The sequence below is a fragment of the Paenibacillus sp. FSL W8-0439 genome, from assembly GCF_038008995.1.
Classification (GTDB): domain Bacteria; phylum Bacillota; class Bacilli; order Paenibacillales; family Paenibacillaceae; genus Paenibacillus; species Paenibacillus polymyxa.
Genome location: NZ_JBBPAK010000001.1, coordinates 4093765 through 4115787 on the forward strand (window position 1 = coordinate 4093765; position 22023 = coordinate 4115787).

Annotated in this window: 20 protein-coding genes; all 20 read right to left on the minus strand. The window is 44.7% G+C overall.

Going from position 1 to position 22023, the window contains the following annotated elements:
• Positions 1-13: 13 nt before the first annotated feature.
• The gene (locus MKX36_RS17535) at positions 14-820 is read right to left on the minus strand and encodes an alpha/beta fold hydrolase (RefSeq protein WP_019688184.1); all 807 of its coding nucleotides are present in this window, start codon (positions 818-820) and stop codon (positions 14-16) included.
• An 86-nt stretch (positions 821-906) separates the two neighbouring features.
• Complete coding sequence (locus MKX36_RS17540; RefSeq protein WP_340865206.1) at positions 907-1257, minus strand: hypothetical protein; 351 nt, start codon at positions 1255-1257, stop codon at positions 907-909.
• 106 nt (positions 1258-1363) lie between these two features.
• Positions 1364-2200 carry a methyl-accepting chemotaxis protein gene (locus MKX36_RS17545; RefSeq protein ID WP_340865207.1) on the minus strand — a complete coding sequence of 279 codons (837 nt, stop codon included), beginning with the start codon at positions 2198-2200 and terminating at the stop codon, positions 1364-1366.
• A gap of 227 nt (positions 2201-2427) precedes the next feature.
• Positions 2428-3885, minus strand: coding sequence for a glycoside hydrolase family 1 protein (locus MKX36_RS17550; RefSeq protein WP_340865208.1), 1458 nt, complete (start codon positions 3883-3885; stop codon positions 2428-2430).
• A gap of 28 nt (positions 3886-3913) precedes the next feature.
• Entirely contained in the window at positions 3914-5830 is a 1917-nt protein-coding gene (locus MKX36_RS17555; protein WP_017426867.1) for a beta-glucoside-specific PTS transporter subunit IIABC, read from the minus strand.
• Positions 5831-5946: 116 nt separating this feature from the next.
• Positions 5947-6771 (minus strand): BglG family transcription antiterminator LicT, encoded by an 825-nt coding sequence (licT, locus tag MKX36_RS17560; RefSeq protein WP_340865209.1) that lies wholly within the window; start codon positions 6769-6771, stop codon positions 5947-5949.
• A gap of 396 nt (positions 6772-7167) precedes the next feature.
• Positions 7168-8184 (minus strand): GTP 3',8-cyclase MoaA, encoded by a 1017-nt coding sequence (gene moaA, locus MKX36_RS17565; protein WP_340865210.1) that lies wholly within the window; start codon positions 8182-8184, stop codon positions 7168-7170.
• A gap of 69 nt (positions 8185-8253) precedes the next feature.
• The gene (locus MKX36_RS17570) at positions 8254-8487 is read right to left on the minus strand and encodes a MoaD/ThiS family protein (protein ID WP_016821782.1); all 234 of its coding nucleotides are present in this window, start codon (positions 8485-8487) and stop codon (positions 8254-8256) included.
• A complete protein-coding gene (locus MKX36_RS17575; protein ID WP_340865211.1) occupies positions 8480-8923 on the minus strand; it encodes a molybdenum cofactor biosynthesis protein MoaE in 444 nt (147 codons plus the stop codon). The genes MKX36_RS17570 and MKX36_RS17575 overlap by 8 nt, the downstream gene beginning before the upstream one ends.
• Before the next feature lie 86 nt (positions 8924-9009).
• Positions 9010-10029 (minus strand): ThiF family adenylyltransferase, encoded by a 1020-nt coding sequence (locus tag MKX36_RS17580; RefSeq protein WP_017426865.1) that lies wholly within the window; start codon positions 10027-10029, stop codon positions 9010-9012.
• A gap of 108 nt (positions 10030-10137) precedes the next feature.
• Positions 10138-11334, minus strand: a complete 1197-nt coding sequence (locus MKX36_RS17585) for a nitrate/nitrite transporter (RefSeq protein ID WP_257126158.1) — start codon at positions 11332-11334, stop codon at positions 10138-10140.
• A 207-nt stretch (positions 11335-11541) separates the two neighbouring features.
• The gene (locus MKX36_RS17590) at positions 11542-12189 is read right to left on the minus strand and encodes a response regulator transcription factor (RefSeq protein ID WP_038978085.1); all 648 of its coding nucleotides are present in this window, start codon (positions 12187-12189) and stop codon (positions 11542-11544) included.
• Between the two features lie 7 nt (positions 12190-12196).
• A complete protein-coding gene (locus MKX36_RS17595) occupies positions 12197-13261 on the minus strand; it encodes a PAS domain-containing sensor histidine kinase (RefSeq protein WP_340865212.1) in 1065 nt (354 codons plus the stop codon).
• A gap of 1 nt (position 13262) precedes the next feature.
• Positions 13263-13715 carry a GAF domain-containing protein gene (locus MKX36_RS17600; protein WP_016821790.1) on the minus strand — a complete coding sequence of 151 codons (453 nt, stop codon included), beginning with the start codon at positions 13713-13715 and terminating at the stop codon, positions 13263-13265.
• A gap of 45 nt (positions 13716-13760) precedes the next feature.
• Complete coding sequence (gene narI / locus MKX36_RS17605; protein ID WP_013372381.1) at positions 13761-14444, minus strand: respiratory nitrate reductase subunit gamma; 684 nt, start codon at positions 14442-14444, stop codon at positions 13761-13763.
• Entirely contained in the window at positions 14441-15007 is a 567-nt protein-coding gene (gene narJ, locus MKX36_RS17610; RefSeq protein WP_340865213.1) for a nitrate reductase molybdenum cofactor assembly chaperone, read from the minus strand. The genes narI and narJ overlap by 4 nt, the downstream gene beginning before the upstream one ends.
• A complete protein-coding gene (narH, locus tag MKX36_RS17615) occupies positions 15000-16589 on the minus strand; it encodes a nitrate reductase subunit beta (RefSeq protein WP_017426862.1) in 1590 nt (529 codons plus the stop codon). Before narH ends, narJ begins: the two co-directional genes overlap by 8 nt.
• Positions 16579-20253, minus strand: a complete 3675-nt coding sequence (locus tag MKX36_RS17620; RefSeq protein ID WP_340865215.1) for a nitrate reductase subunit alpha — start codon at positions 20251-20253, stop codon at positions 16579-16581. Before MKX36_RS17620 ends, narH begins: the two co-directional genes overlap by 11 nt.
• Positions 20254-20452: 199 nt before the next feature.
• A complete protein-coding gene (modB, locus tag MKX36_RS17625; protein ID WP_016821794.1) occupies positions 20453-21130 on the minus strand; it encodes a molybdate ABC transporter permease subunit in 678 nt (225 codons plus the stop codon).
• Positions 21127-21978, minus strand: coding sequence for a molybdate ABC transporter substrate-binding protein (modA, locus tag MKX36_RS17630; RefSeq protein WP_340865216.1), 852 nt, complete (start codon positions 21976-21978; stop codon positions 21127-21129). Before modA ends, modB begins: the two co-directional genes overlap by 4 nt.
• Positions 21979-22023 lie beyond the last annotated feature (45 nt).

Here is a 22023-nt window from a genome sequence, read left to right on the forward strand (position 1 = left end):
CTTTCTTTCAATATTACACACTGGCTAAATATTCTTTGATTAAATCGCTCGTTTCTCCTGGTTGGCTTAAATGAGGATAATGCCCCTTTGCTCTCATCTGCTGAAGTCTGCTATTTCTAAGATGGGTATGCAAATAATCCCCTACCTCAATTGGAGCAATACTATCATCAGAGCACTGGAGAATAAGCGTAGGAACCGAAGCATGCTGAAGATCGACACGGCAATCTGAAAAAAATGTAACCTCTGCGAATTGCCGTGCAATATGAGGATCTCTGGAGCAAAATGCCTTTTCCAACTCTTCGGTTAAGTCCCCTCGCTCGGGATTTTGCATAGCAATGGGCGCCATGTAACTAGCCCAGCCAATAAAGTTCATTTGCATCATATCCAGTAATTCATCAATATCACTCTTATCGAAACCTCCATAATAAGAAGGCAGGTCATTCACATAGCGTGGAGAAGGACCGAGCATGACAATGCGTTCAAAATATTGAGGGCTTCGGATGGATGCGAGCATTCCGATCATGCTGCTAACGGAGTGTCCGACGAATATGGTATTCCGTAATTCTAACGCTTCCATAATATCCAGCACATCTTGGGCATACCCTTGCAAGTCACTGTATTTTTGGGAATCATAGTATTTTATTTGGGAATCTCCAGAACCAACGTAATCAAATAAGACGATTTGGTAGTTGTCGATAAAGCTAGGGACGATATAACGCCACATATCCTGATCGCATCCAAAGCCGTGAGCAAATACAATCGTCTGGCTGCCTGTACCCAACACTTTTACATTATTACGTCGGAGAATATCAACGGTCATTGTAAATCACCTCTCTGAGGTAGTATCTGTTCTATGGCTTCTCTTCCCTATTATATCGGAAAAGATTTGATTATGGATAATGGATCTCATTCATAAATCCAGCGTTTAATGATCCCCTTTACCTTTTGCACATGTTGCTGTGATGGGGAACAAATAATAACTAATTCGTTTTTCCCATTCGTATCTAACCAATAGTGAACGTCATCCCCCTCATTAACCGTTTCATGAATGATTCTGATGGATTTATGACTTATTTTCGATTTAGCCGAAAAAATGGGGTTCATATCCATAACTTTCTGACCATTAGAAAAGGATGTGTTGTAATAAGGAATCACCCAGTTCTCTTTATCCTGATCTTGTACTAAATTTAGAAATACACGCACCCAATAATCCTCTAGTTCTGTGTAACTCTGTTCATTCAACCCATTCAAATTCATATATGTATCCACTCCAAATGATTTAATAAACTTAAAAAAGTCTCGCCCTGTGATCACATTTCCATGACGGAATGCACAATTCACAGACCGAGACTTCTTCCAATCTTTATTTTACATCCACATCATTCGTGATTTTCTCTATTAAACCTCTCAAGCCTTGGTTGGTATCATTTAATTGATCAATAATATTCATAAACTCCGACACAAGCTTGGCCTGCTCTTGGGAAGATACAGTAATCTGCGTAATCTCTTGTTCCATACTATAAACCGATTGTCTGACAGCTTGCAAGGATTGCTCGATTCGCCCAGTGGCTTCCTTGGTGCCCGTAGACATCTTGCGGATTTCTGCGGCAACAACCCCAAATCCTGCTCCTGCCTCACCCACCCGAGCAGCTTCAATGGCTGCATTTAGTCCAAGCAAGTTTGTCTGCTCTGAAATTTCCTTGATGTAGCCAGCCACCTCAGTCACATTACCAGAGTCCTCAACCGCCTTTTTCGTATTGCTTAAAATTTCCTCGGCTGTCGCACTAAGCTCCTCCGAATGGGCTGCTACATGCTGAATCCCTTCCACTAGCTTGCTTGTAACATCCTCTGCTTGGCTCATCAACTTCTTCAGTTGATCCTGATTATCCATACTATAGGTGATGCACATTACTGCCTCAATCTCATTCTGTTCATTCTTTATCGGATGAAAGTATGAATCAGCAGCAAACCCGAAAACTTCGGCATCATAGCGAACTCGGGTCTTTTCTCCGCCTACTAGCATTTTGAAGTTCTTGTGTACACCAGGGAGAGGGTCGCCTGCCTTGAAGTCATAGACTAAACTTTTCCCCGACTGAAAGAATAGAAATTTTTCTTTATCCATTACAGATATTAAAACATCATGTCGTGCAGCTTCTCTAATAAACGGCATGGCAGACAAAACAGCTTCTACTTGATTCATAATATGTATCCACTTCCTTATATTTTGTTATCCACCCTACCCTTTATTTCGACATTTTCACCCCATGTGTTTAGTAAAATTAACATACTATTGACTATGGTGATCTCCTAATCTGTATACATTCACCGTAGTTTCCTGAAGGGAAACTGGTTTTAAATCCAAACAGCGCATGCCTACTGAATAGGCATGCGCTGACTGTATCACTTTTTGAAGACACACACTAATATTTAGTCCAGCTGTTCCCCATTAGTTTCGATCACACTCTTATACCAATAGAAGCTCTTCTTTCTGGATCTGGCAAGTGTTCCTTTACCTTCATTATCCTTATCGACGTATATGAATCCATAGCGTTTTTTCATTTCACCGGTTCCCGCACTTACTAGATCAATACATCCCCAAGGTGTATAACCTATTAAATCTACTCCATCAGCAATGGCTTCTTTCATTTGCTCAATATGCTGCTTTAGATAATCAATTCGATAAGCATCTTGAATGGAGCCGTCTTCTTCCACTGTATCCACAGCGCCCAGACCATTTTCCACAACCATTAACGGGATTTCATATCGATTATAAATGTTATTGAGGGACCATCTCAATCCCTGCGGATCGATTTGCCAGTCCCATGCGCTTGCTTTTAAATAGGGATTCTTTAATCCCATGGATAAATTCCCACCCACCTTCTCCTGATTGGGGTCTGCACTGACACAAGTGGATGAATAATAACTGAAAGTATAAAAATCTACGCATCCTTCTTTTAAGACGTCCTCATCATTGTCCTGCATCGTAATTTGGATATTATGTTCTTTAAAATATCGTTTGGCAAATCCGGGATAAGCACCTCTTACTTGAACATCTGAACACAGGAAATTATTCAAGTTATCCTTTTGTTGAGCGAGCAAAACATCATCGGGGTTACAGGTAAGTGGGTATGAACACATATAAGCAATCATACAGCCAATTTTAAAATCCTTATTGATTTCATGCCCCAGCTTTACTGCCTTTGCACTGGCTACAAATTGATGATGCAAAGCTTGATACAGGATCTGCTCATCCTTCACTGTAGCATGGGCAAGCTCTCCATTCCCCTCTGGCATCATCGCTCCAGCCATGAACGCCCCAAAAGACAAGGTTAAGATATTGATTTCATTAAAGGTGAGCCAGTATTTTACGACATCTTTGTATCTGTTAAAAAGAACTTCACAATATCTTACATAAAAATCGACCACTCTGCGATCTGACCAGCCGTTATATTTTTGGGTTAAATGAAACGGTGCTTCATAATGTGAGATCGTAACCAACGGCTCAATGTTGTACTTTTTTAATTCTGCGAACACACGATCATAGAACTGCAAGCCTTGCTCATTCGGCTCGATATCATCTCCGTTAGGAAATATTCTGGACCAAGCGATGGACATTCTAAAAACCTTGAAACCCATTTCAGCAAATAATCGGATATCCTCTTTATAATGATGGTAGAAATCAATAGCCTCGTGACTTGGATAGTTCATTCCTTCTTCCAATACAGGCGTAATTCTTCGGGAAATAGTATGCGTCCCGGCTGTTATTACATCAGCAGTGCTTAGTCCCTTACCATCCACGTTATACCCACCTTCAAATTGGTTAGCAGCCGTGGCCCCTCCCCATAAAAATCCTTGTGGAAACTCCTTGGTTATATTATTGTTCATAGTTCATTCCTCCTAAAATATGGGTAGCTTAGACCATGACCGTCAACAAATCCTCTTTATAACCAATCGTCTTCTTCTCCGTTTCAATAACATCCAAGTAACTAGCAGTGTTGGCAACAATTACAGGAGTAGTCAGAACATAACCAGCCTCTTGGATAGCCTCCAGATCAAACTCCATGAGCAATTGTCCCTTTTTGACGGCTTCCCCTTGTTTTACTTTGGGATAAAAATGTTTACCTTTTAATTTGACTGTATCCTTACCTACATGGATGAGAATTTCCACGCCCTGATCACTGGTAATTCCGATCGCATGACCTGACGAAAATAAGGATGTTAATACACCATCTACAGGTGAAACGACCTTGCCTTCGGAAGGCTCAATGGCAATCCCTTTACCCAGAGCACCTGTCGAAAAGGCTTCATCAGTTACCTCAGATAAAGGTTTTACATCACCCTTTAACGGACTAATTACCGTCTCCTGTCTTATTAAGACTTCTCCTCCTTTTGCTGCTCCCGTTGAACTAACTTCTTTTTTCGTTTCTTTCACCTCATCATCTTTAAATCCACCAAAAAACATAAGCAAGAAGCCTAATACGAAACTTACCAGGATACCAATAACAGCCCCATAAAATCCGCTGTCTATTCCTGACGGATTAATATAGCTCGGAATCGCGAAAATGCCTAAGCCGCCAATGATATAGCCTTTCGTTCCCATCATTCCGATAATACCGCCACCTACTGCAGACGCTATACAGCTTAAAATGAATGGTTTCTTACGTGGTAATGTAATCCCGTAAATCGCGGGTTCTGTTACACCAAAGATCCCGGAGATGACAGCTGGAATGGAAAGGGATCTCAGCTTTACATTTTTGGTTTTGAACAAAATCGCCAGTACGACACCTGTTTGAGCAAAGGAGGCTCCCAGCGTTGCAGCAAGGATCGGATCGAATTTGAGCACCGCCAAGTTGTTCATAGCGATAGGAACAAGACCCCAATGTAACCCGAAAATAACAAATACTTGCCAGAAAGCGCCCATGATTATGCCTTCAATCATCGGGCTTAAGTTATACACAAAGAGGGTGGCTGCGCCAAGCAGTTGACCTGCCCAAGTCGAGAGTGGTCCAATCACAATCAGCGCTAAGGGTACAATAACTAACAAAGTGAAAAACGGAACCAAGAATGTTCTCACTACGCTAGGGATGACCTTTTTAAAGAAATTTTCTATTTTTGAGCCTACATAGGTGGATACGATAATCGGAAGAACCGTTGATGCATAGCTCATCAGAATGACCGGAATACCTAAGAAGGTGATATATACCGGTGACTCAAATATAGTGCCGCTAAATAAAGTGTATAGCGGTTTACCCGAGGCTGTTATCGTGCTAAAGGTTGGATAAACAAGTGACGCCCCGATCGCCATACCTATAAAAATGTTGGCATTGAATTTTTTAGCTGACGTATACCCCAGGAAAATAGGGAAGAAGTAGAACAAGCAGTCTCCTAAAGCATTGAGAATTTGATAGGTACCCGATGTAACAGTCAGCCAGCCTATAGCTACAAACAAGGCCGTAAAACCCTTAATCATACCCGTGGCACTCAAGACACCCAGCGTGGGTGTAAATACACCTGAAATGGTATCAATAAACCTATTGAACAAACTGACTTTTTCACCTGATGTTTCTTCTGAATCGCCTGCCTGGAAGCCGCCTATCGCAGCAACATCCGCATAAACCTCGGGCACATGATTACCGATCACCACTTGGTATTGTCCCCCGCTTTTTACCACAGTGACGACACCATCCATATTTTTCAGAACCTCTGTATTGGCCTTATTTTCATCCTTTAGCTTGAAGCGCAAGCGTGTAATACAATGAGTTAGACTATTTACATTTTCTTTGCCGCCGACATTTCTGATGATGTCTTTTGCTAATGTCTCATACTTCATTGTAACTGCCCCTTTATTTGTATTTATAAAAAAAGGCAAAACCAAAATAGATCAAATTCGATCTAGGTTGGTTTCGCCTGCATTACCAGTAACAATCCAAGGAGTTATTCAATTGGTCATTGAGTTACGCGCTGAATATGAATCGTTATATACAGTTTTTCTTCATCTGACAATACCGTGTCCAAGTATTTCTCAATTTTCAGCATACAACTGTAAGCTTTTTTGTACTTTGCTTTCACTTGCCTTAATAGAAAATCATCTTCCAGTGCTAATTTTTCTTTTTGAATTAACCGCTGAAAGAAAAACCTTAAATGTGTAATAAATCGTTCATAGCTAGTCGATTGTTCATCCAGGGTAATATTGTAAGAGTACTTAATAATATTTAGGATATCCTGTATTTTTTGAGTTTGCTGAGCGACATCCGCTACTTTATGGTAGGAGCTGTTGACTTGAGCATTGATTAAATGAAGAGCTATATTACCTGCTTCATCTTCAGACAATCGTTTACCTGTTTCGTCTTCAATAAACTCCAGCGCTTTTAAGCCAACTCCAAACTCTTTAGGATAAAATTTTTTAATTTCCCAGATGAGCGGATTTGCATTTTTAAACCCTTCATCAAACATTTTAAATGCATTGTTCATGTGATCTGTAAGCGAAACATATACATAGTCGCTCAGCTGTGCTTCCAATATGCTCTTTCCATATTCAATGATGTCATAGCATAACGAAACATATTCTGTAGGGACATCCTCTAACAGTAATTTAAATTTCTCTGAAGCATCTTTTTGTTTAAGTACAAACACCTTTTCAATTAAATGCTCTTCTACTTGTTCTCCTGCATTCTTTTTGAATGCAATTCCACGACCCATAACAACAAATTCATGCCTTTTTGAATCTTTGGCTATTATGGCGTTATTATTAAATATCTTTGTTATGATCATTCTGGCTGCCCCCCTGATCCCGCAATAATCTAAAAAAGGATTTAGATGCTGGGCGATATTTCAGATAGGTCACAAGACGGTAATAGCCGATCAAGCTTTCGCTGTAAACCAAACTATAATGTGTAGATTTATAAACCTATTAAAATGAAAGCGCATTCATAAAGAGGAATAAGCCCTACACTATCACTCACCTTTCTACGTTATTGCAAATCTGTATACAAAAGAAAAGGCAAAACCCAACACATGGAAGTCCAGTTCCATGTCCCGGGTTTTGCCTTTTCAGTAACAATCCCAAGATCATAATAACATCGAATTTAAGTTTTGCCAACAAAAATGTTTGCGCTTTCTTTTTGGGAATATCCACATCGAATACGGCACATTACCCGTATAAAAATGTCAGCCGCCAATGTAGGACATGTTAATTTTTTTTCTGTTGTTTGCAGTCTGTTCTGTACGTTCATCGGAATACCGATCTATGCGTTGTTCCCATACTGAAGTAATCGCATCAAGTAATTCCTGATTATTCGCCCCGTTACGAAGCATCTGGCGCAAATCAAATCCGTCTGAAGCAAACAAACACGTATAAAACTTACCATCAGAAGATAAACGGGCACGCGTGCAGGATGAGCAAAACGAATCCGAAACCGAAGTAATAAAGCCAACTTGCGCGTCGCTGTCTTTATAACGGTAACGTTTTGCCACTTCTCCAAAGTAATTCTGATCTACCGGCTCCAACTCGTACTCATTCTTAAGTCGCTCCATAATTTCTTCTTTTGTTACTACCTTTTTGAAGCTCCATCCGGTATCGTTACCTACATCCATAAATTCAATAAAACGAAGAGTTATTCCCTGGTCCTTAAAATAAGCAGCCATCGGCAAAATCTCAGAATCATTAACACCTTTTTGAACCACCATATTGACCTTAATCTCAAAACCGATTTCTCTTGCAAAATCGATCTGCTTCAAAATAAACGCAGGCTTAATGCCCCGTCCATTCATCTGCCCAAATAGCTCGGGGTTCAGAGCGTCTACACTGACATTAAGCCGTCGCAGTCCCGCGCCATAGAGGCGTTGCGCCTGTTGCCCTAGTAGCAAACCATTTGTGGTCAACCCTATATCCTCAACTCCACTGATAGACAAAATACTAGAGACAAGGTCGGGAAGGTTCGGTCGCATTAACGGCTCACCACCTGTGAGTCGTATTTTTTTGACCCCAAGGCCTACAAAGAGCTCCGTAAGCCGATGAATCTCTTCAAACGATAGGCATTCGCTTTTGGGAAGAAAGGCAAAATCGTCGCCGAAAATTTCTTTTGGCATACAGTAGGAACAGCGAAAATTGCAGCGATCCGTAACAGATATACGTAAATCACGAATCGGACGCCGCAATGGGTCCTTCAGCGGATGTGAACTCATGTGACCACCTTCTTTTTTTCATTAGCTGTATTTGACGTTGCGGACATGGACACATGACGAGCACTTTCACTAGCCGCCGCTGACAGGCGGAATAAAAGCTGCGATATCTCCATCCTGCAGTACATCTGTAAGCAACGCATACTCCTCGTTTACTGCAATTCGTGTAGAATTGATCGGCATATCCGGGTATTTATCTGTGATCCAACTGTATAATTCCCCTACAGTTTGGCCTGCCAAATCTGCCATTTCTTCGAATTTTCCCGTTACTTCACGGAGTCCCGCAAAATAGTACAGCTTAATCATGACTGATTTCCTCCGGCTTTTTCTTTTGTTGTCCGATCCATTGTGTTCCGTTTTCCCATATCTCTCGCTTCCAGATCGGAACGATTTCCTTGATTCGTTCGATTGCGTATTCATTCGCCTTATACGCATCCGAGCGGTGTGGTGAAGAAACAGCGATGACAACGGCAATATCACCGATCTGAAGCTCACCAATCCGATGTGCAATTGCTACTCTTGTCCCTTCCCATTTCTGTTCAATTTCGTGGCCAATCTCTGCAAGCTTTTTCTCAGCCATAGGCACATAGGCCTCGTAAGCAAGATATAATGTCCGTACGCCTTGGGTCCACTCTCTTACGTGCCCTGTAAACACGGTCACCGCTCCCGCTTCTGGTCTTAAGACATAATTTGCATAAATCTGCGGAAGAATGGGTTCCGTCACGATTTCAAATACACTCATCTTTTCCACCTTCCAGCCACCTGGCAAGCTACTCTGCTATGAAAACTCTGCTCACTATTTATATTTCCTGGATCTATATCCCTTGTTTAACCGAACAACTGATGGTATAGCTTTTGACCTCTGGCAATACTTCCAATACCGTGAATGAGGAGCCTTCCGTTTTTAAATAAAATCATTCGGTGCTCAAAGGCATAAAATTCAACGAAATAAGGGGTCCTTTTTACACGTTCCGCCATAAGCCTGCCCATTTTCTCTGCATCGTCCAACGTAATCGGACGATGAGGGTCTGGAAGAACCTGCACTACATCCCGTCCGCACAGCGAAGCATACGCCGAGCGACGGGATGCGGTCAGTGCAGGAAACACAGGATGTTCTCCACAGGTCGGACAATTCTGATTGCGGATGCGGGAAATCCCTATGTCCATCTGCGTATTTTCCCATAGATCAAATAAATGAACCTTGCTGCGCATTTTATCACGTTTACCGCTCAGCCACTTCATGGCTTCTGCACTTTGGAGAGCAGCCGTCACTTGAACTGCGGGCGAGATGATTCCAGCCGTATCGCAGGTCTGATTGATTGCCGGCAGCGATGGCAGTAGGCAACGAAAACAAGCTGACTTGCCCGGCACGAACGGAAAAACAACGCCTGTGCTTCCAACACAGGCGCCGTAAATCCATGGAATTTCAGCCTTTCGTGCAGCATCGTTTATAAGCAGCCGGGTTTCAAAATTATCCGTTGCATCCATCAGCAATGTGCTTTTACCAGCAAGCTCTTGAGCAAGCCCGGTATCCAAGCTGTCGAGATAGGTATACAAGCGTACGTCTTCTCGTATCGCCTTTAACCTTTTTTCAGCAGCCGTTACCTTGGGGAGCATTTGTGCAGCATCCTGCTCCGTGAATAACTGCTGGCGTTGCAGATTCGACGTCTCCACATAATCACGGTCAACCAGGTGAATCTCTCCGACGCCCGCTCTTACTAATGTTTCAGCGATGGCGGAGCCTAGTGCCCCGCAGCCGATAATGGTAACAACAGCTTCAGACAGATTACGTTGTCCTTCACTGCCGATGGGTCTAAATAAGATCTGTCTTGAATAACGTTCCTTCATCACAATGTCCCCCTAACGTTGAAGAGCGATCGTTAACTTTGTGCTTTTTCCTGTGGCTCTCGCTAGAAACGTTAAAGGTGTCTTTATAATTTCTCCACTCTTAATGCTTTACTGCTGAAGTTCCTTTTGTTTCTCAAAGCGGTTCTGCTCGGCAGTTACAGGGAAACGCCCTTGATAATATAGCCATATGACGAGAATCAGGCTAGCCAGTGCCACTTGGGAGAGTAACATGAACCCGATGGAATATTGGCCAGTAGCCGCATGAATCGTCGATAACAAGATCGGAGGGAAAAAGCCACCCAGGCCACCCATCATGGATACAATTCCGTTCACTATGCCTGCCTGTTTATTAAAATAAAAGGGAACTAGCTTGAAAATGACACCGTTCCCGATTCCCGCACTCACAGCGATAGCCAAGCACCCTACGGTATACAGGGTGATGTCTGGGGAAAAAGCCAAAAGAATCGCAGCGACCGTATATACAGCAAACGTACCTACCAGCAGGAACAAGGGCTGAAAACGATCCGCCAGCCAGCCACCGATCGGGCGGAAGAATGTAGCAATTGCGATAAAGCCTGCTGTACGCATCCCTGCATCCACTTTATCCAGTTCGAAATTCGATACGAGGAAATTCGGTAGATACACCGTAAACGCTACAAATGAGCCAAACGTAATAAAATAAAAGAGCGAGAAAAACCAAAGCTTTTCATTTTTGTAAACCCCTTTGATTTGCTCCATAATGGGGGTCTTGACTTTAGCTTCATGACGGTCCCCAAAGAAGAAATTCAAAACGATAAAAACAAGCAATAGGATAAGATACAGCTTGACTGTAAGTGCCCATCCTACCTGTGTCGCTACAATCGGAGCGGAGAAGGTCGTTACTGCTGTCCCCAGGTTGCCCACACCATACATCCCGTTGACAAAGCCATGTCTTTCTTTCGGATAGTACTTGGGCAGTGAAGTTACTCCAACCGAGAACACCGCTCCCCCAATCCCAAGGAACAAGCCACCGATAATTAAATCCGTCATCGTCGAAGCTTCACTGATATAGTAGACCGGAAACAAAAGCAAAACAAAGCTAACGAGGAAAACGATTCTCGCCCCGAAAATATTGGCATAATAACCAAGCGGAATGCGCAGAATCGATCCAAGCACGACCGGAATCGCCGTAACCATGGCCAGTTTTCCGGGTGGAATCACGATATCCTCCGTAATGAACGGCATGAGGGAAGAAATGATGACCCACACCATGAATCCAAGAATCAGGTTCAATGTTTGTAGCGGCAACTGCATTTTTCTAATCATTTAACTCACCTTTTCAACTTTATTCTGTCGAATGTTTGATTTGTATTTTTCTGTTCCCATTGTAGCCGCTAGCCGTTCCTTTCGAATATAGGGGACTCCCCTTTCCCGGTCAGGGGAGTCCCTGAAAATAAAAAAGCCGCTTCTCGTAAGAAGCTGCTTGATTCATTGTAGATATATTATTGGATTAAAAATAATCTTCTTCATAAACTAGAAATCCAGCATTTTTTTCTTTAAAGCATATTGGACCAGCTCAGGCCGGCTTTTTAAGTTCAACTTCTCCATGATTTTAGCTTTATTCGCTTCCACGGTTTTGACAGAAATGAACAGCTTTTCGGCAACTTCCTTGTTACCGTATCCCTTTGCAACCAAAGGGAGAATCTCCAGCTCGCGCTTGGACAGAATCTCATACGGATCTTCGGTTTGTGATGTTGTGTCTTTCTTAATGAACTCACGCACGAGAGAAGTGGCCATTTTAGGATGGATATAAGTCCCGCCCCCATGAATGGTACGTATGGCAAGCAATAACTCCTCATCTGGCGCATTTTTCAAAACGTACCCTGAAGCACCATTCTTCAAAATATGAAATAGATATTCTTCGTCGTCATGCATGGTCAAAATCAGAATTTTAGTATCAGGGTGGTCCTCTTTAATCTTGCCTGTGGCGATCAAACCACTTTCGCCTGGAGGCATGCTGAGGTCCATAATTAGAATATCCGGCTGATGTTTGGCTACCATAGTATACGCTTCAATCCCGTCCGCAGCCGTTCCGACAACCTCCATATCCGATTGGAAGTTGAGAATCATGGAAAATCCGCTTCTTACAATGGCATGATCATCCGCTAATACAATTTTGATCAAGTTTCTATTCCTCCTCGTATCCAATCGGAATTTGTAAAAAGACTTTGGTTCCTTGGCCAACATTCGAAAGGACGCCAAAACTTCCACCTACCAGCTCTGCTCGCTCCTGCATACCATACAAGCCAAGTCCTGTTCCAATAGGCTTGCCCCCCTTATCAAAGCCAATCCCATTATCCTCTACAGTCAAACGAAGCGCGTGTTCGTGCTCCGACAAAGTAACTTTAACGGTATCCACCTGGGCATACTTCAACGCATTGAGCACAGCCTCCTGACAGACGCGATAAATGACTGTTTCTTTTTCGCTTCCATACCGCTTCTGGGGAAGATCAGATACGAACTCAACCACTAGACCAAAACTTTGCTCGACCCGCTTAAAGTGGGAACGGAATGCCGCCTCAAGTCCAAAATCATCAAGGGTAGCAGGACGAAGATCCACAGACAGGTTGCGGATATCATCCAGCAAGCGTGTCATGGATGCTTCTGTTTGTTTCATGTTTTTAATGAGCTGCTCATCATTCGTCATGTATTTTAATACCCGTAGTTCAACAACCGCGCTCATCAATTCCTGGGCGACGCTGTCGTGCAGCTCTCTGGAAAGCCGTTTACGCTCGTTTTCCTGTGCTTCAATAACATGTTTCATCATTTTGTTCTGATACAATTTCTCCTGCGTCTGAAATTGCGGGGTCAAATCTCTCAGCATCAGCACCCGGATTCCATTTGTAGAATCAATCGTATGAAAAGAAGCTGCATAGGGAACCATTCCGTTGCTTTTCGTCTCCAGATAAACCTGAAAAGAAGCAAAATTGTTGGATTCAGGCACATTGAAATAACAGTCAAGGCAGGTACGGGGCTCTGTGTCGCTTGTATAGCCTCTGCATGTTCCACATAAGGCCCTGTCCTGTCCTTCATAGAGTTGAATGAGAACGTCATCGTCTACAATCTCCTCAGCCGCCGGGTTCATGGCTAGGGTTTTCCCTTCCCTATCAAAAAAGAAGATAGCTTCTGTACTGTTCTCAAACATCTTCACCATTAGCGTACTCAAAGAGTCTGTCCCTATAGACAATGTCAATTCAGATCACTTCCTTCCCGTTCAACTCTCCAATTCCCCTATGTGCCAAGGTTTCCAAATCACGCATCATAGCTTCGGTCATCAGCTGTTCTTCTCGAAATCCACCCAGCAGTACACCCGCGACGCGAGCATCATTCCACAGGGGCACAGCGCCGAGACTCTTGAGCTTCTCGGATTGAACGATTGGATAGTTAAACAGGTTGTCTGCCCCAACAAATTGATGAACAGATGGAATAAAGATAGATTTCCCGGTTTTAAACACGACTCCTGCTATGCCCTTTCCAGATTGCAGTACAATCCGCTTAAATCGATCATTCAAATTGCCAGCGGCGTTTTTCCATTTAATGACGTATTGATATTCGGCCGGTTCAACCAGAGCAAGTGCCATAAAATCATAACCGAAATGTTCGCGTATTCGCTCAAGCTCCCTTTGATAATCCATCTTATTATTCATCACTCTCTCCTAATAAAACTAGGAAAGAAGGCAGAGCCCGCTTTCCTAGTTTGATTTATGTCTTCTGTAAAGGATATAACTTCTGCGCACATAATTCAACGGAACACTCCACACATGTACAAGCCGGGTAAACGGCCAGAATGCAAAAATCGCAAAACCCATAAGTACATGAAGCTTGAAAGAAATCGGTACATCTCTCATCAGTGTAGGGTCAACACGGAATATGAACAAACCGCGGAACCAGATCGAGATTGTCTCCCGATAATCAAATTCCGGCTGAACCGCATTCGTTACGAGTGTGGCAAACATCCCCATGCACACAAGCGCCAACAGCAATACGTTTACGATCAAATCAGAAGCTGTACTTAAACGGCGCACATTACGAATTGTAAAACGTCGAGAGGTAAGTATCAACATCCCAAGGAACGTCATGGCTCCAAATATTCCACCAATATAGACCGCTCCAATGTGATATAGATGATCGTTTACCCCCAGTGCATGCATCCAGGTTTTGGGTATACCCAGACCAGACACATGACCGAAAATAACTGGAATGATCCCCAGGTGGAATAAGAGGCTTCCGATCATCAATTGTTTCTTTTCAATAAATTCGCTCGATTTTGCCGTCCAATTGAATTGGTCCGTTCTATAGCGGAAGATATGGCCTACGATAAAAATGACCACACACATATAAGGGAAAATGACCCATAAAAACTGCTCCATCATCATAGCGTGGCTGCCTCCTGTTCTACGCAAGCTTTAAGCGTTTCGCGCAGTCCCTTGACCAGATGAAAATACGGGCTTTCCATTTTTTCCAGCGCTTTAAGCAAATGATAAGTGCCGTCTTCCAAAATCGCGATCGGCATGCGGAAATTTTCTGTCGTCTTTGCATCCTGTACCCATTCGGCGGCATACAGGAATTCACACATGAGCGGTAGGTAATCCGGCAGCTCACCATCTGGCATTTCAAGACCATACATTTCATAGAGAACCTTTAACTTGACCAGCATTTGTCCTCTTTCTTTTGCATCTTCAAACTTGAAGTAAGTCATATATAGTGCGCAATTTTTTTGAAAATCGAAGGTTTCTGTATACAGTTCCTGGATCTCTTCCATACTAAACTCTTGCATAAGAGACCAGTACTTATGAGCATACGTATACGCAGGATGATCCGGATCAAATGATGCTTCCAGAAAAGCCGGATGAAAATCCAGCTTTTCCGGGTACATGAGTTGTTGGGCGAAAAACCCGAATGAAGGCTTGAATTCATACAGTTTCGCTACATTAATCACGCCAAATACCCCCGTAGAAGTTTTCTTCATACATTTGCTTGCCTGATTTCGAAGGCTCTTCCATTCCCGTGGAGCTTGCCAGGCTACAACCGCTACAGCCAGCTCCTGCAACTCCACAACCTTCCATATTCCCTAAGGTATCACCGTAACCAGCAGCTCCTTGGGCGCGATATGGATTAGAATAACCCTCTTTATGCGATGTTGGAATAACGAAACGGTCCTCGTATTTGGCAATGGCCAGAAGCCGGTACATCTGCTCGGCCTGACGTGCTGTCATGCCGGTGCGTTCCAGACGGCTTTCATCGAAAGATTGTCCTGTGGACTGGGCACGCATATAGGAGCGCATCATAGCCATCCGCTGCAGCGATTCTTTCACCGTCTGGGTGTCGCCCGCCGTCAACATATTGGCAAGATACTGAATAGGCGTGCGCATTTCTTCGATAGCTGGAAAGATCATATCTGGATTCTCGATGGAGTCTTTCCCTTCAAAGTAATTCATGATCGGACTAAGTGGTGGTACATACCAGACCATCGGCAGCGTGCGGTATTCCGGATGAAGCGGAAATGCCAGCTTATACTCAATAGCAAGCTTGTAGACCGGTGAGTTCTGCGCAGCCTCAATCCAATCTTGCGAGATCCCATCTTTTTTTGCCTGCGCAATTACCGCTGGATCACTTGGGTCCAAGAACAAATCACACTGTGCTTTATACAGATCTTTCTCATCCTCTTTAGAAGCAGCCTCCTGCACCTTATCCGCGTCATACAACAGAACGCCAAGGTAACGAATTCGTCCGGTACACGTCTCGGAGCAGACGGTTGGCAACCCGGCTTCTACGCGCGGGAAGCAGAAGGTGCATTTCTCTGCTTTGTTCGTCTGCCAGTTGAAGTACACTTTCTTATATGGACAACCCGTCATGCAATATCTCCAGCCGCGACATGCTTCCTGATCCACAAGCACGATGCCATCCTCGTCCCGTTTGTACATGGCACCTGAAGGGCAGGATGCGACACAGCTTGGATTCAGACAGTGTTCGCAAAGCCGAGGAAGATACAGCATGAACGACTTCTCGAAATTGAATTTAATCTCTTCTTCAATTTTCTGAATATTGGGATCGAGAGGTCCTGTCACATGCGTACCTGCCAAATCATCCTCCCAGTTTGGCCCCCAATTCAGATCCATTTTTTCGCCTGTTACAGCAGATTGTGCACGCGCGACCGGAGAATGCTTCTGCTCTTTGGCGTTGGTCAAATGTTCATAATTGTAAGTCCAGGGTTCATAATAATCCTTCATTTCAGGCATATCGGGATTGTAGAAAATTTTACCGAGCGCTATCTTGGACAGCTTGTTCCCTGACTTCAGTTCAAGTTTCCCTTTGCGAAGCTGCCAGCCCCCCTTATACTGTTCCTGGTCTTCCCAGCGTTTTGGATAACCAATACCGGGCTTCGTTTCCACGTTGTTGAACCACATATATTCCGCACCTTTGCGGTTTGTCCAAGTTGTTTTGCACGTCACGCTGCACGTATGGCAGCCAATACATTTATCCAGGTTCATGACCATGGCAATTTGAGCTTTAATCTTCAAGCCAGTTAACCTCCTTCATTTTACGTACCGCTACGTACACATCGCGCTGGTTGCCGATTGGACCGTAATAGTTGAACCCGTAGCTAAGCTGAGCGTATCCGCCAACCATCTGGGTCGGTTTGAGATGAATTCTTGTTGGCGCATTATGACTGCCCCCGCGTGTATCCGTGATTTCGGAGCCTGGCACTTGAATGTGCTTATCTTGTGCATGGTACATAAACATCGTTCCTCTTGGCATCCGGTGGCTGACAACTGCCCGGGCGGTGACGACACCGTTACGGTTGTACACTTCTACCCAGTCATTGTCGGCCAGATCGTGGGCTGCTGCGTCTTCGTTATTGATCCATACCGTTGGGCCTCCACGGAACAGCGTAAGCATATGCTGGTTATCCTGATAAGTGGAGTGAATATTCCATTTCCCATGTGGAGTCAGATAACGAAGCACAAGTGAATCCTGGCCACCCTTGATTTCCCGATCACGTGTACCGAATACCATCGGTGGCAAAGTCGGTTTATAGATAGGCAGCGACTCCCCAAACTGCTGGAAGATTTCATGATCGATATAGAAATGCTGTCTTCCTGTCAAAGTCCGGAACGGAACGAGACGCTCAATATTCGTGGTAAATGGCGAGTAGCGACGTCCCTGTTTGTTAGAGCCACTGAATACCGGTGTCGGTATAACTTCACGCGGCTGCGCTGTAATGCTTTGGAACGTGATCTTCTCGGCGGCGCGATCGGCTGAGATGTCCATTAGCTTCACACCGTGATCCTTTTCCGCCTCTGCGTAGGCTTTTTGGGAGACACGACCATTCGTTGCAGACGAAAGATGAAGAATCGTATCAGCCACTTGACGGGCTGTCTGGATCTTCGGCAGTCCATCTTTAATGGACTCATCATAATAAACCCCGTTCAGCTTCTTCAATTCCTCATATTCATCCGCTACCGAGAAGCTAACGCCATGCGCGCCCGTTTTTCCAGTAGCCAAATTTGGACCGAGCGAGACATATTTATCGTAAATTTTGGTGTAATCGCGTTCTACGATGCTGAAATTAGGCATGGTTTTACCCGGCACAGCTTCGGCCTCGCCTTTCGTCCAGTCCTTTATAAGACCCATCGGTTGCGCAATTTCGCCTATGGAATCATGCCCAAGCGGTGCAGTTACAAGGTCTTTATATATTCCCGGTAGATGCTCTTTGGCCATGTTCGAGAAGGTTTCAGACAGCTGACGGTAAATATCCCAGTCCGAGCGGGATTCCCAAAGCGGATTCACTGCAGGATTAAATGGATGCACGAACGGATGCATGTCTGTCGAGGACAAATCCGTCTTCTCATACCAGGTTGCCGCCGGAAGTACGACATCCGCGTACAATGGCGTTGTGGTCATCCGGAAATCAAGTGCGACCATCAAATCAAGCTTTCCTTCCACATCTTCCCGCCAGACGATTTCCTCAGGCTTCTGATCTTCGTTCGGCCGGGCAAGCAGCGCGTCGGAGGCTCCAAGCAAATGCTTCATGAAATATTCCTGTCCCTTGGCCGAGCTGGAAATGAGGTTGGACCGCCAAATAAAGAGCGAACGCGGGAAGTTCTCCGCTGCCCCTGGATCTTCAATAGCAAAACGGGTCTTACGCGATTTAATCTCTTCCACAGTGTGGTTAATGATTTCCTCGTTTGACTTCTTGCCTAATTGCGCCGCCTCTTCGGCGAATAGCAGGCTGTTTTTATTAAACTGCGGGTAAGAAGGCATCCAGCCCAACCGTGCAGCAAGTACATTGTAGTCAGCCGGATGTTGGTAACTGACCTCTCCCCCAGTCGGCGATTTCAATGTGTCGGTGCCGCTTTCTTCATACCGCCACTGTTCTGTTGCAAAATAGAAAAACGAAGTAGCATTTTGCAACCGAGCCGGTCCCTGCCAGTCTTTGGCAAAGGCAATCGTTGACCAGCCTTCAATAGGACGGCACTTCTCTTGACCTACATAATGCGCCCAGCCTCCACCGTTAACACCTTGGGAAGCCGTCAGCACGACCAGGTTCAAGATGGAGCGATAAATGGTGTCACTGTTAAACCAGTGATTGATCCCCGCCCCCATAATGATCATGGAACGTCCTTGAGTGTCGATGGCGTTCTGAGCAAATTCGCGAGCAACTTGCACTACGACCGATGCCTTGACTCCCGTGATCTTCTCCTGCCAGGCAGGAGTGTAATGAGAAGCTGCATCGTAATAATCCTTTGCATTATGAGGGCTATCATTGCGAGCGACACCATACTGACTCATCATCAAGTCATATACGGTGGCTACGAAGCGCTCTGAGCCATCAGCCAGACGTACTTTTTTCGCCGGAATGACACGTTTGAATGTTCCGTTACCTGTGTTATCAAAATAAGGGAATACGATTTCTTCCCATTGCTCGTCATGACCTTCCACCGTGAGCGCAGGCTCAACCTTGGTTCCATCTTCCCGCTCCAAGATCAGATTCCATTTCTTATCCTGCTCCCAGCGCTGTCCCATTGTTCCGTTCGGGACCATCATTTCCCCTGCTACTTCATCGAAAATGACCGGTTTCCAATCTGCATGCTGTGAAGCATCCCCCAGATCACTCGCCCGCAGAAAACGTCCGCCTTTCCAGGCTCCTTCGTAGGGATCAAGCAGAATCATGAATGGCATATCTGTATATTGCTTGGCATAGTTAATGAACATGGATTCCTGGCGTTTCTGGTAGAACTCATCCAGAATGACATGTGTCATCGCCTGTGCCACAGCGGCGTCTGTACCCGGATTGGGTGCAAGCCAGTTATCAGCGAACTTTACGTTTTCCGCCAAATCCGGAGCCACGGATACGACCTTCGTTCCTTTATAGCGTACTTCCGTCATAAAGTGGGCATCCGGCGTCCGGGTAAGCGGCACATTCGATCCCCACATGATCAGGTAACCCGCGTTGTACCAATCTGAGGATTCAGGTACGTCCGTTTGCTCACCCCAAATTTGAGGAGAAGCAGGCGGAAGATCGGCATACCAATCGTAAAAGCTCAACATCTCCCCACCAAGCAATGAAATAAACCGCGCTCCTGAGGCATAGCTTATCATTGACATTGCTGGAATAGGGGTGAAGCCTGCAATCCGGTCAGGACCGTATTTGCGAATGGTGTAAATTAATTGCGCCGAAATCAGATGCAGAACATCATCCCAAGCCACACGAACATGCCCGCCTTTGCCGCGAGCCGATTTGTAGAGCTTGGCTTTCTCCGGGTCTTCCACAATGCTGGCCCATGCGTCTACCGGATTGCTATGCTCCTTGAGGGCAGCTTGCCAGAGTCGCAATAACTTACCGCGCATATATGGGTATTTCACACGTAACGGACTGTATTCATACCAGGAAAATGAAGCACCACGCGGGCATCCACGCGGCTCAAATTCCGGCATGTCTGGACCGCAGGAGGGATAATCGATTTGCTGATTTTCCCAAGTGATGATGCCATTCTTAACAAAAACCTTCCAGCTACAGGAGCCGGTACAGTTAACACCATGCGTCGTACGAATCACTTTGTCATGAGACCAACGCTGGCGGTACACGTTTTCCCATTCTCTATTTTTTTCTTCAAGGATTGACCAATTTCCGGAATAGCTCTCGATTGGTTTGAAGAAGTTGAGACTGTATTTCTTTTTCATCGGTGATCAACGCTCCTTTTCAGAATGAATCAGTCCGTCGCAAGCCCATGGGAAAGATTCATTCGCTTACTCTCATTATGAAATTCATTCCTCTCCGTTCCCATTAGGGAATGTCCTATAGCGCTATAGAAAATCCCTCGTTCTAAGGAAAGATACAAAAAAAACCCCCCTCTACCAGAGGGAAGCTTGTATGAATAGATTAATTGTTCTTTTGGCCTGTTAACAGGAGCATTATAAAGGAAATGAATATGATAGAGCATGTCCAAGCCCAGGCCATAGGAAGATGACCAGAATCCACTGCAATATAGATGGCTGTAGGGATCGTTTGTGTTTTACCCGGAATATTTCCGGCAATCATCAGCGTAGCACCGAATTCTCCCAGCCCACGGGCAAAACCAAGTATAAAGGCCGCTTTAAAAGAAGGGAAAATCAAAGGAAAGGTGATATATCGGAAGACCTGCCATTCATTTGCCCCCATCGAGCGCCCCGCGTTTTCCAAGTCCCGATCCACTGCAGCGAATCCCATTCTCAGTGTCCGATAGACTAGAGGAAAAGCCACAACCACCGCGGCCACAACCCCAGCCCACCATGAGAATACAATAGGCTCGCCAAACCAATGCTCCACCAAACGTCCAAACCCACTTTTTCGTCCGAGTAAGATTAGCAGTAAAAATCCAACTACCGTCGGCGGGAGCACCAAAGGCAGCATAAGCACGGTTTCAACGAGTGTTTTCCCTTTAAATAATCCTAACCGCGACATGGACCATGCCGCAAACAAGCCTAATAGGATCACCAAAACGCTGGATAACAGTGCAATCTGTAACGATAATCGAATCGGAGGCCAATATTCGCTCCAATCTATAGCCTGCATGCTCACTTCGGTATGGTAAATCCATACTTAGCCATAATGTTCAGAGATTCTTGCGATTGAAGGTATTTATAGAAGCTTTCGGCTTCTTGGATGTGTTTGGAAGCTTTGATGATCCCGATAGGGTACTCAACCGTTGAATAAGTTTTAGAGTCCACCTCAAAAGCAATTTTCGCCTTTTGCGAAGTTAACGCATCTGTCTTATACACAAATCCGACATCTGCGTTACCCGTTTCTACATATTGCAGCACTTGTCTAACATCTTTTGCCTGAACAAGCTTGTCTTGTAACACATCCCAAAGCTTAACGTTCGTCAGTGCTTCCTGTGCATATTTGCCTGCAGGAACACTCTCAGGAATACCAATTGCTACCTTTTTCACTTCTTTTTGCATTAAATCCTTTACACTCGTGATGCTCGTCGTCCCGTCAGCAGGGATCACCGCTACCAACTCGTTCGTCAGCCATGTTTTTTGTTTATTGCTCTCGATTAACTGCTGATCTACGAGAGACTTCATGTTTTTCTTCGAAGCAGACAAAAACAAGTCCGATGGAGCTCCTTGCTCAATCTGCTTTTCCAGTGCACCAGAACCACCAAAGTTGAAATTCAATTGAATACCTTTATGGGATGATTCGTACAATGTCTGGATTTCTTTAAGTGCATCTGTTAAGCTCGCAGCCGCGGAAATGGTCAGTTCTACAGTTTCAGTCTTTTTCGATGAATCCTGGCCGGAGACCTCGTTCTGGACCGCGCTGCTACCGCTTGAAGCTGATTGTTGCCCCGCACCGCACCCTGCTAGTAATAACACAACACAAAAAGCAAAAAAGAGTGCCTGGCTATGTTTAATAATTTTTTTCATTTTTGTTTGACTCCTTACGTCTAGCCTGTCATGAAGTGATAGGTT

What these genes read in the sequence shown, in the direction of transcription:
- MKX36_RS17535 (WP_019688184.1), bottom strand. Translation starts at nt 820, where the DNA reads ATGACCGTTGATATTCTCCGACGTAATAATGTAAAAGTGTTGGGTACA.
- MKX36_RS17540 (WP_340865206.1), bottom strand. Translation starts at nt 1,257, where the DNA reads ATGAATTTGAATGGGTTGAATGAACAGAGTTACACAGAACTAGAGGAT.
- MKX36_RS17545 (WP_340865207.1), bottom strand. Translation starts at nt 2,200, where the DNA reads ATGAATCAAGTAGAAGCTGTTTTGTCTGCCATGCCGTTTATTAGAGAA.
- MKX36_RS17550 (WP_340865208.1), bottom strand. Translation starts at nt 3,885, where the DNA reads ATGAACAATAATATAACCAAGGAGTTTCCACAAGGATTTTTATGGGGA.
- MKX36_RS17555 (WP_017426867.1), bottom strand. Translation starts at nt 5,830, where the DNA reads ATGAAGTATGAGACATTAGCAAAAGACATCATCAGAAATGTCGGCGGC.
- licT (WP_340865209.1), bottom strand. Translation starts at nt 6,771, where the DNA reads ATGATCATAACAAAGATATTTAATAATAACGCCATAATAGCCAAAGAT.
- moaA (WP_340865210.1), bottom strand. Translation starts at nt 8,184, where the DNA reads ATGAGTTCACATCCGCTGAAGGACCCATTGCGGCGTCCGATTCGTGAT.
- MKX36_RS17570 (WP_016821782.1), bottom strand. Translation starts at nt 8,487, where the DNA reads ATGATTAAGCTGTACTATTTTGCGGGACTCCGTGAAGTAACGGGAAAA.
- MKX36_RS17575 (WP_340865211.1), bottom strand. Translation starts at nt 8,923, where the DNA reads ATGAGTGTATTTGAAATCGTGACGGAACCCATTCTTCCGCAGATTTAT.
- MKX36_RS17580 (WP_017426865.1), bottom strand. Translation starts at nt 10,029, where the DNA reads ATGAAGGAACGTTATTCAAGACAGATCTTATTTAGACCCATCGGCAGT.
- MKX36_RS17585 (WP_257126158.1), bottom strand. Translation starts at nt 11,334, where the DNA reads ATGATTAGAAAAATGCAGTTGCCGCTACAAACATTGAACCTGATTCTT.
- MKX36_RS17600 (WP_016821790.1), bottom strand. Translation starts at nt 13,715, where the DNA reads ATGAATAATAAGATGGATTATCAAAGGGAGCTTGAGCGAATACGCGAA.
- narI (WP_013372381.1), bottom strand. Translation starts at nt 14,444, where the DNA reads ATGATGATGGAGCAGTTTTTATGGGTCATTTTCCCTTATATGTGTGTG.
- MKX36_RS17620 (WP_340865215.1), bottom strand. Translation starts at nt 20,253, where the DNA reads ATGAAAAAGAAATACAGTCTCAACTTCTTCAAACCAATCGAGAGCTAT.
- modA (WP_340865216.1), bottom strand. Translation starts at nt 21,978, where the DNA reads ATGAAAAAAATTATTAAACATAGCCAGGCACTCTTTTTTGCTTTTTGT.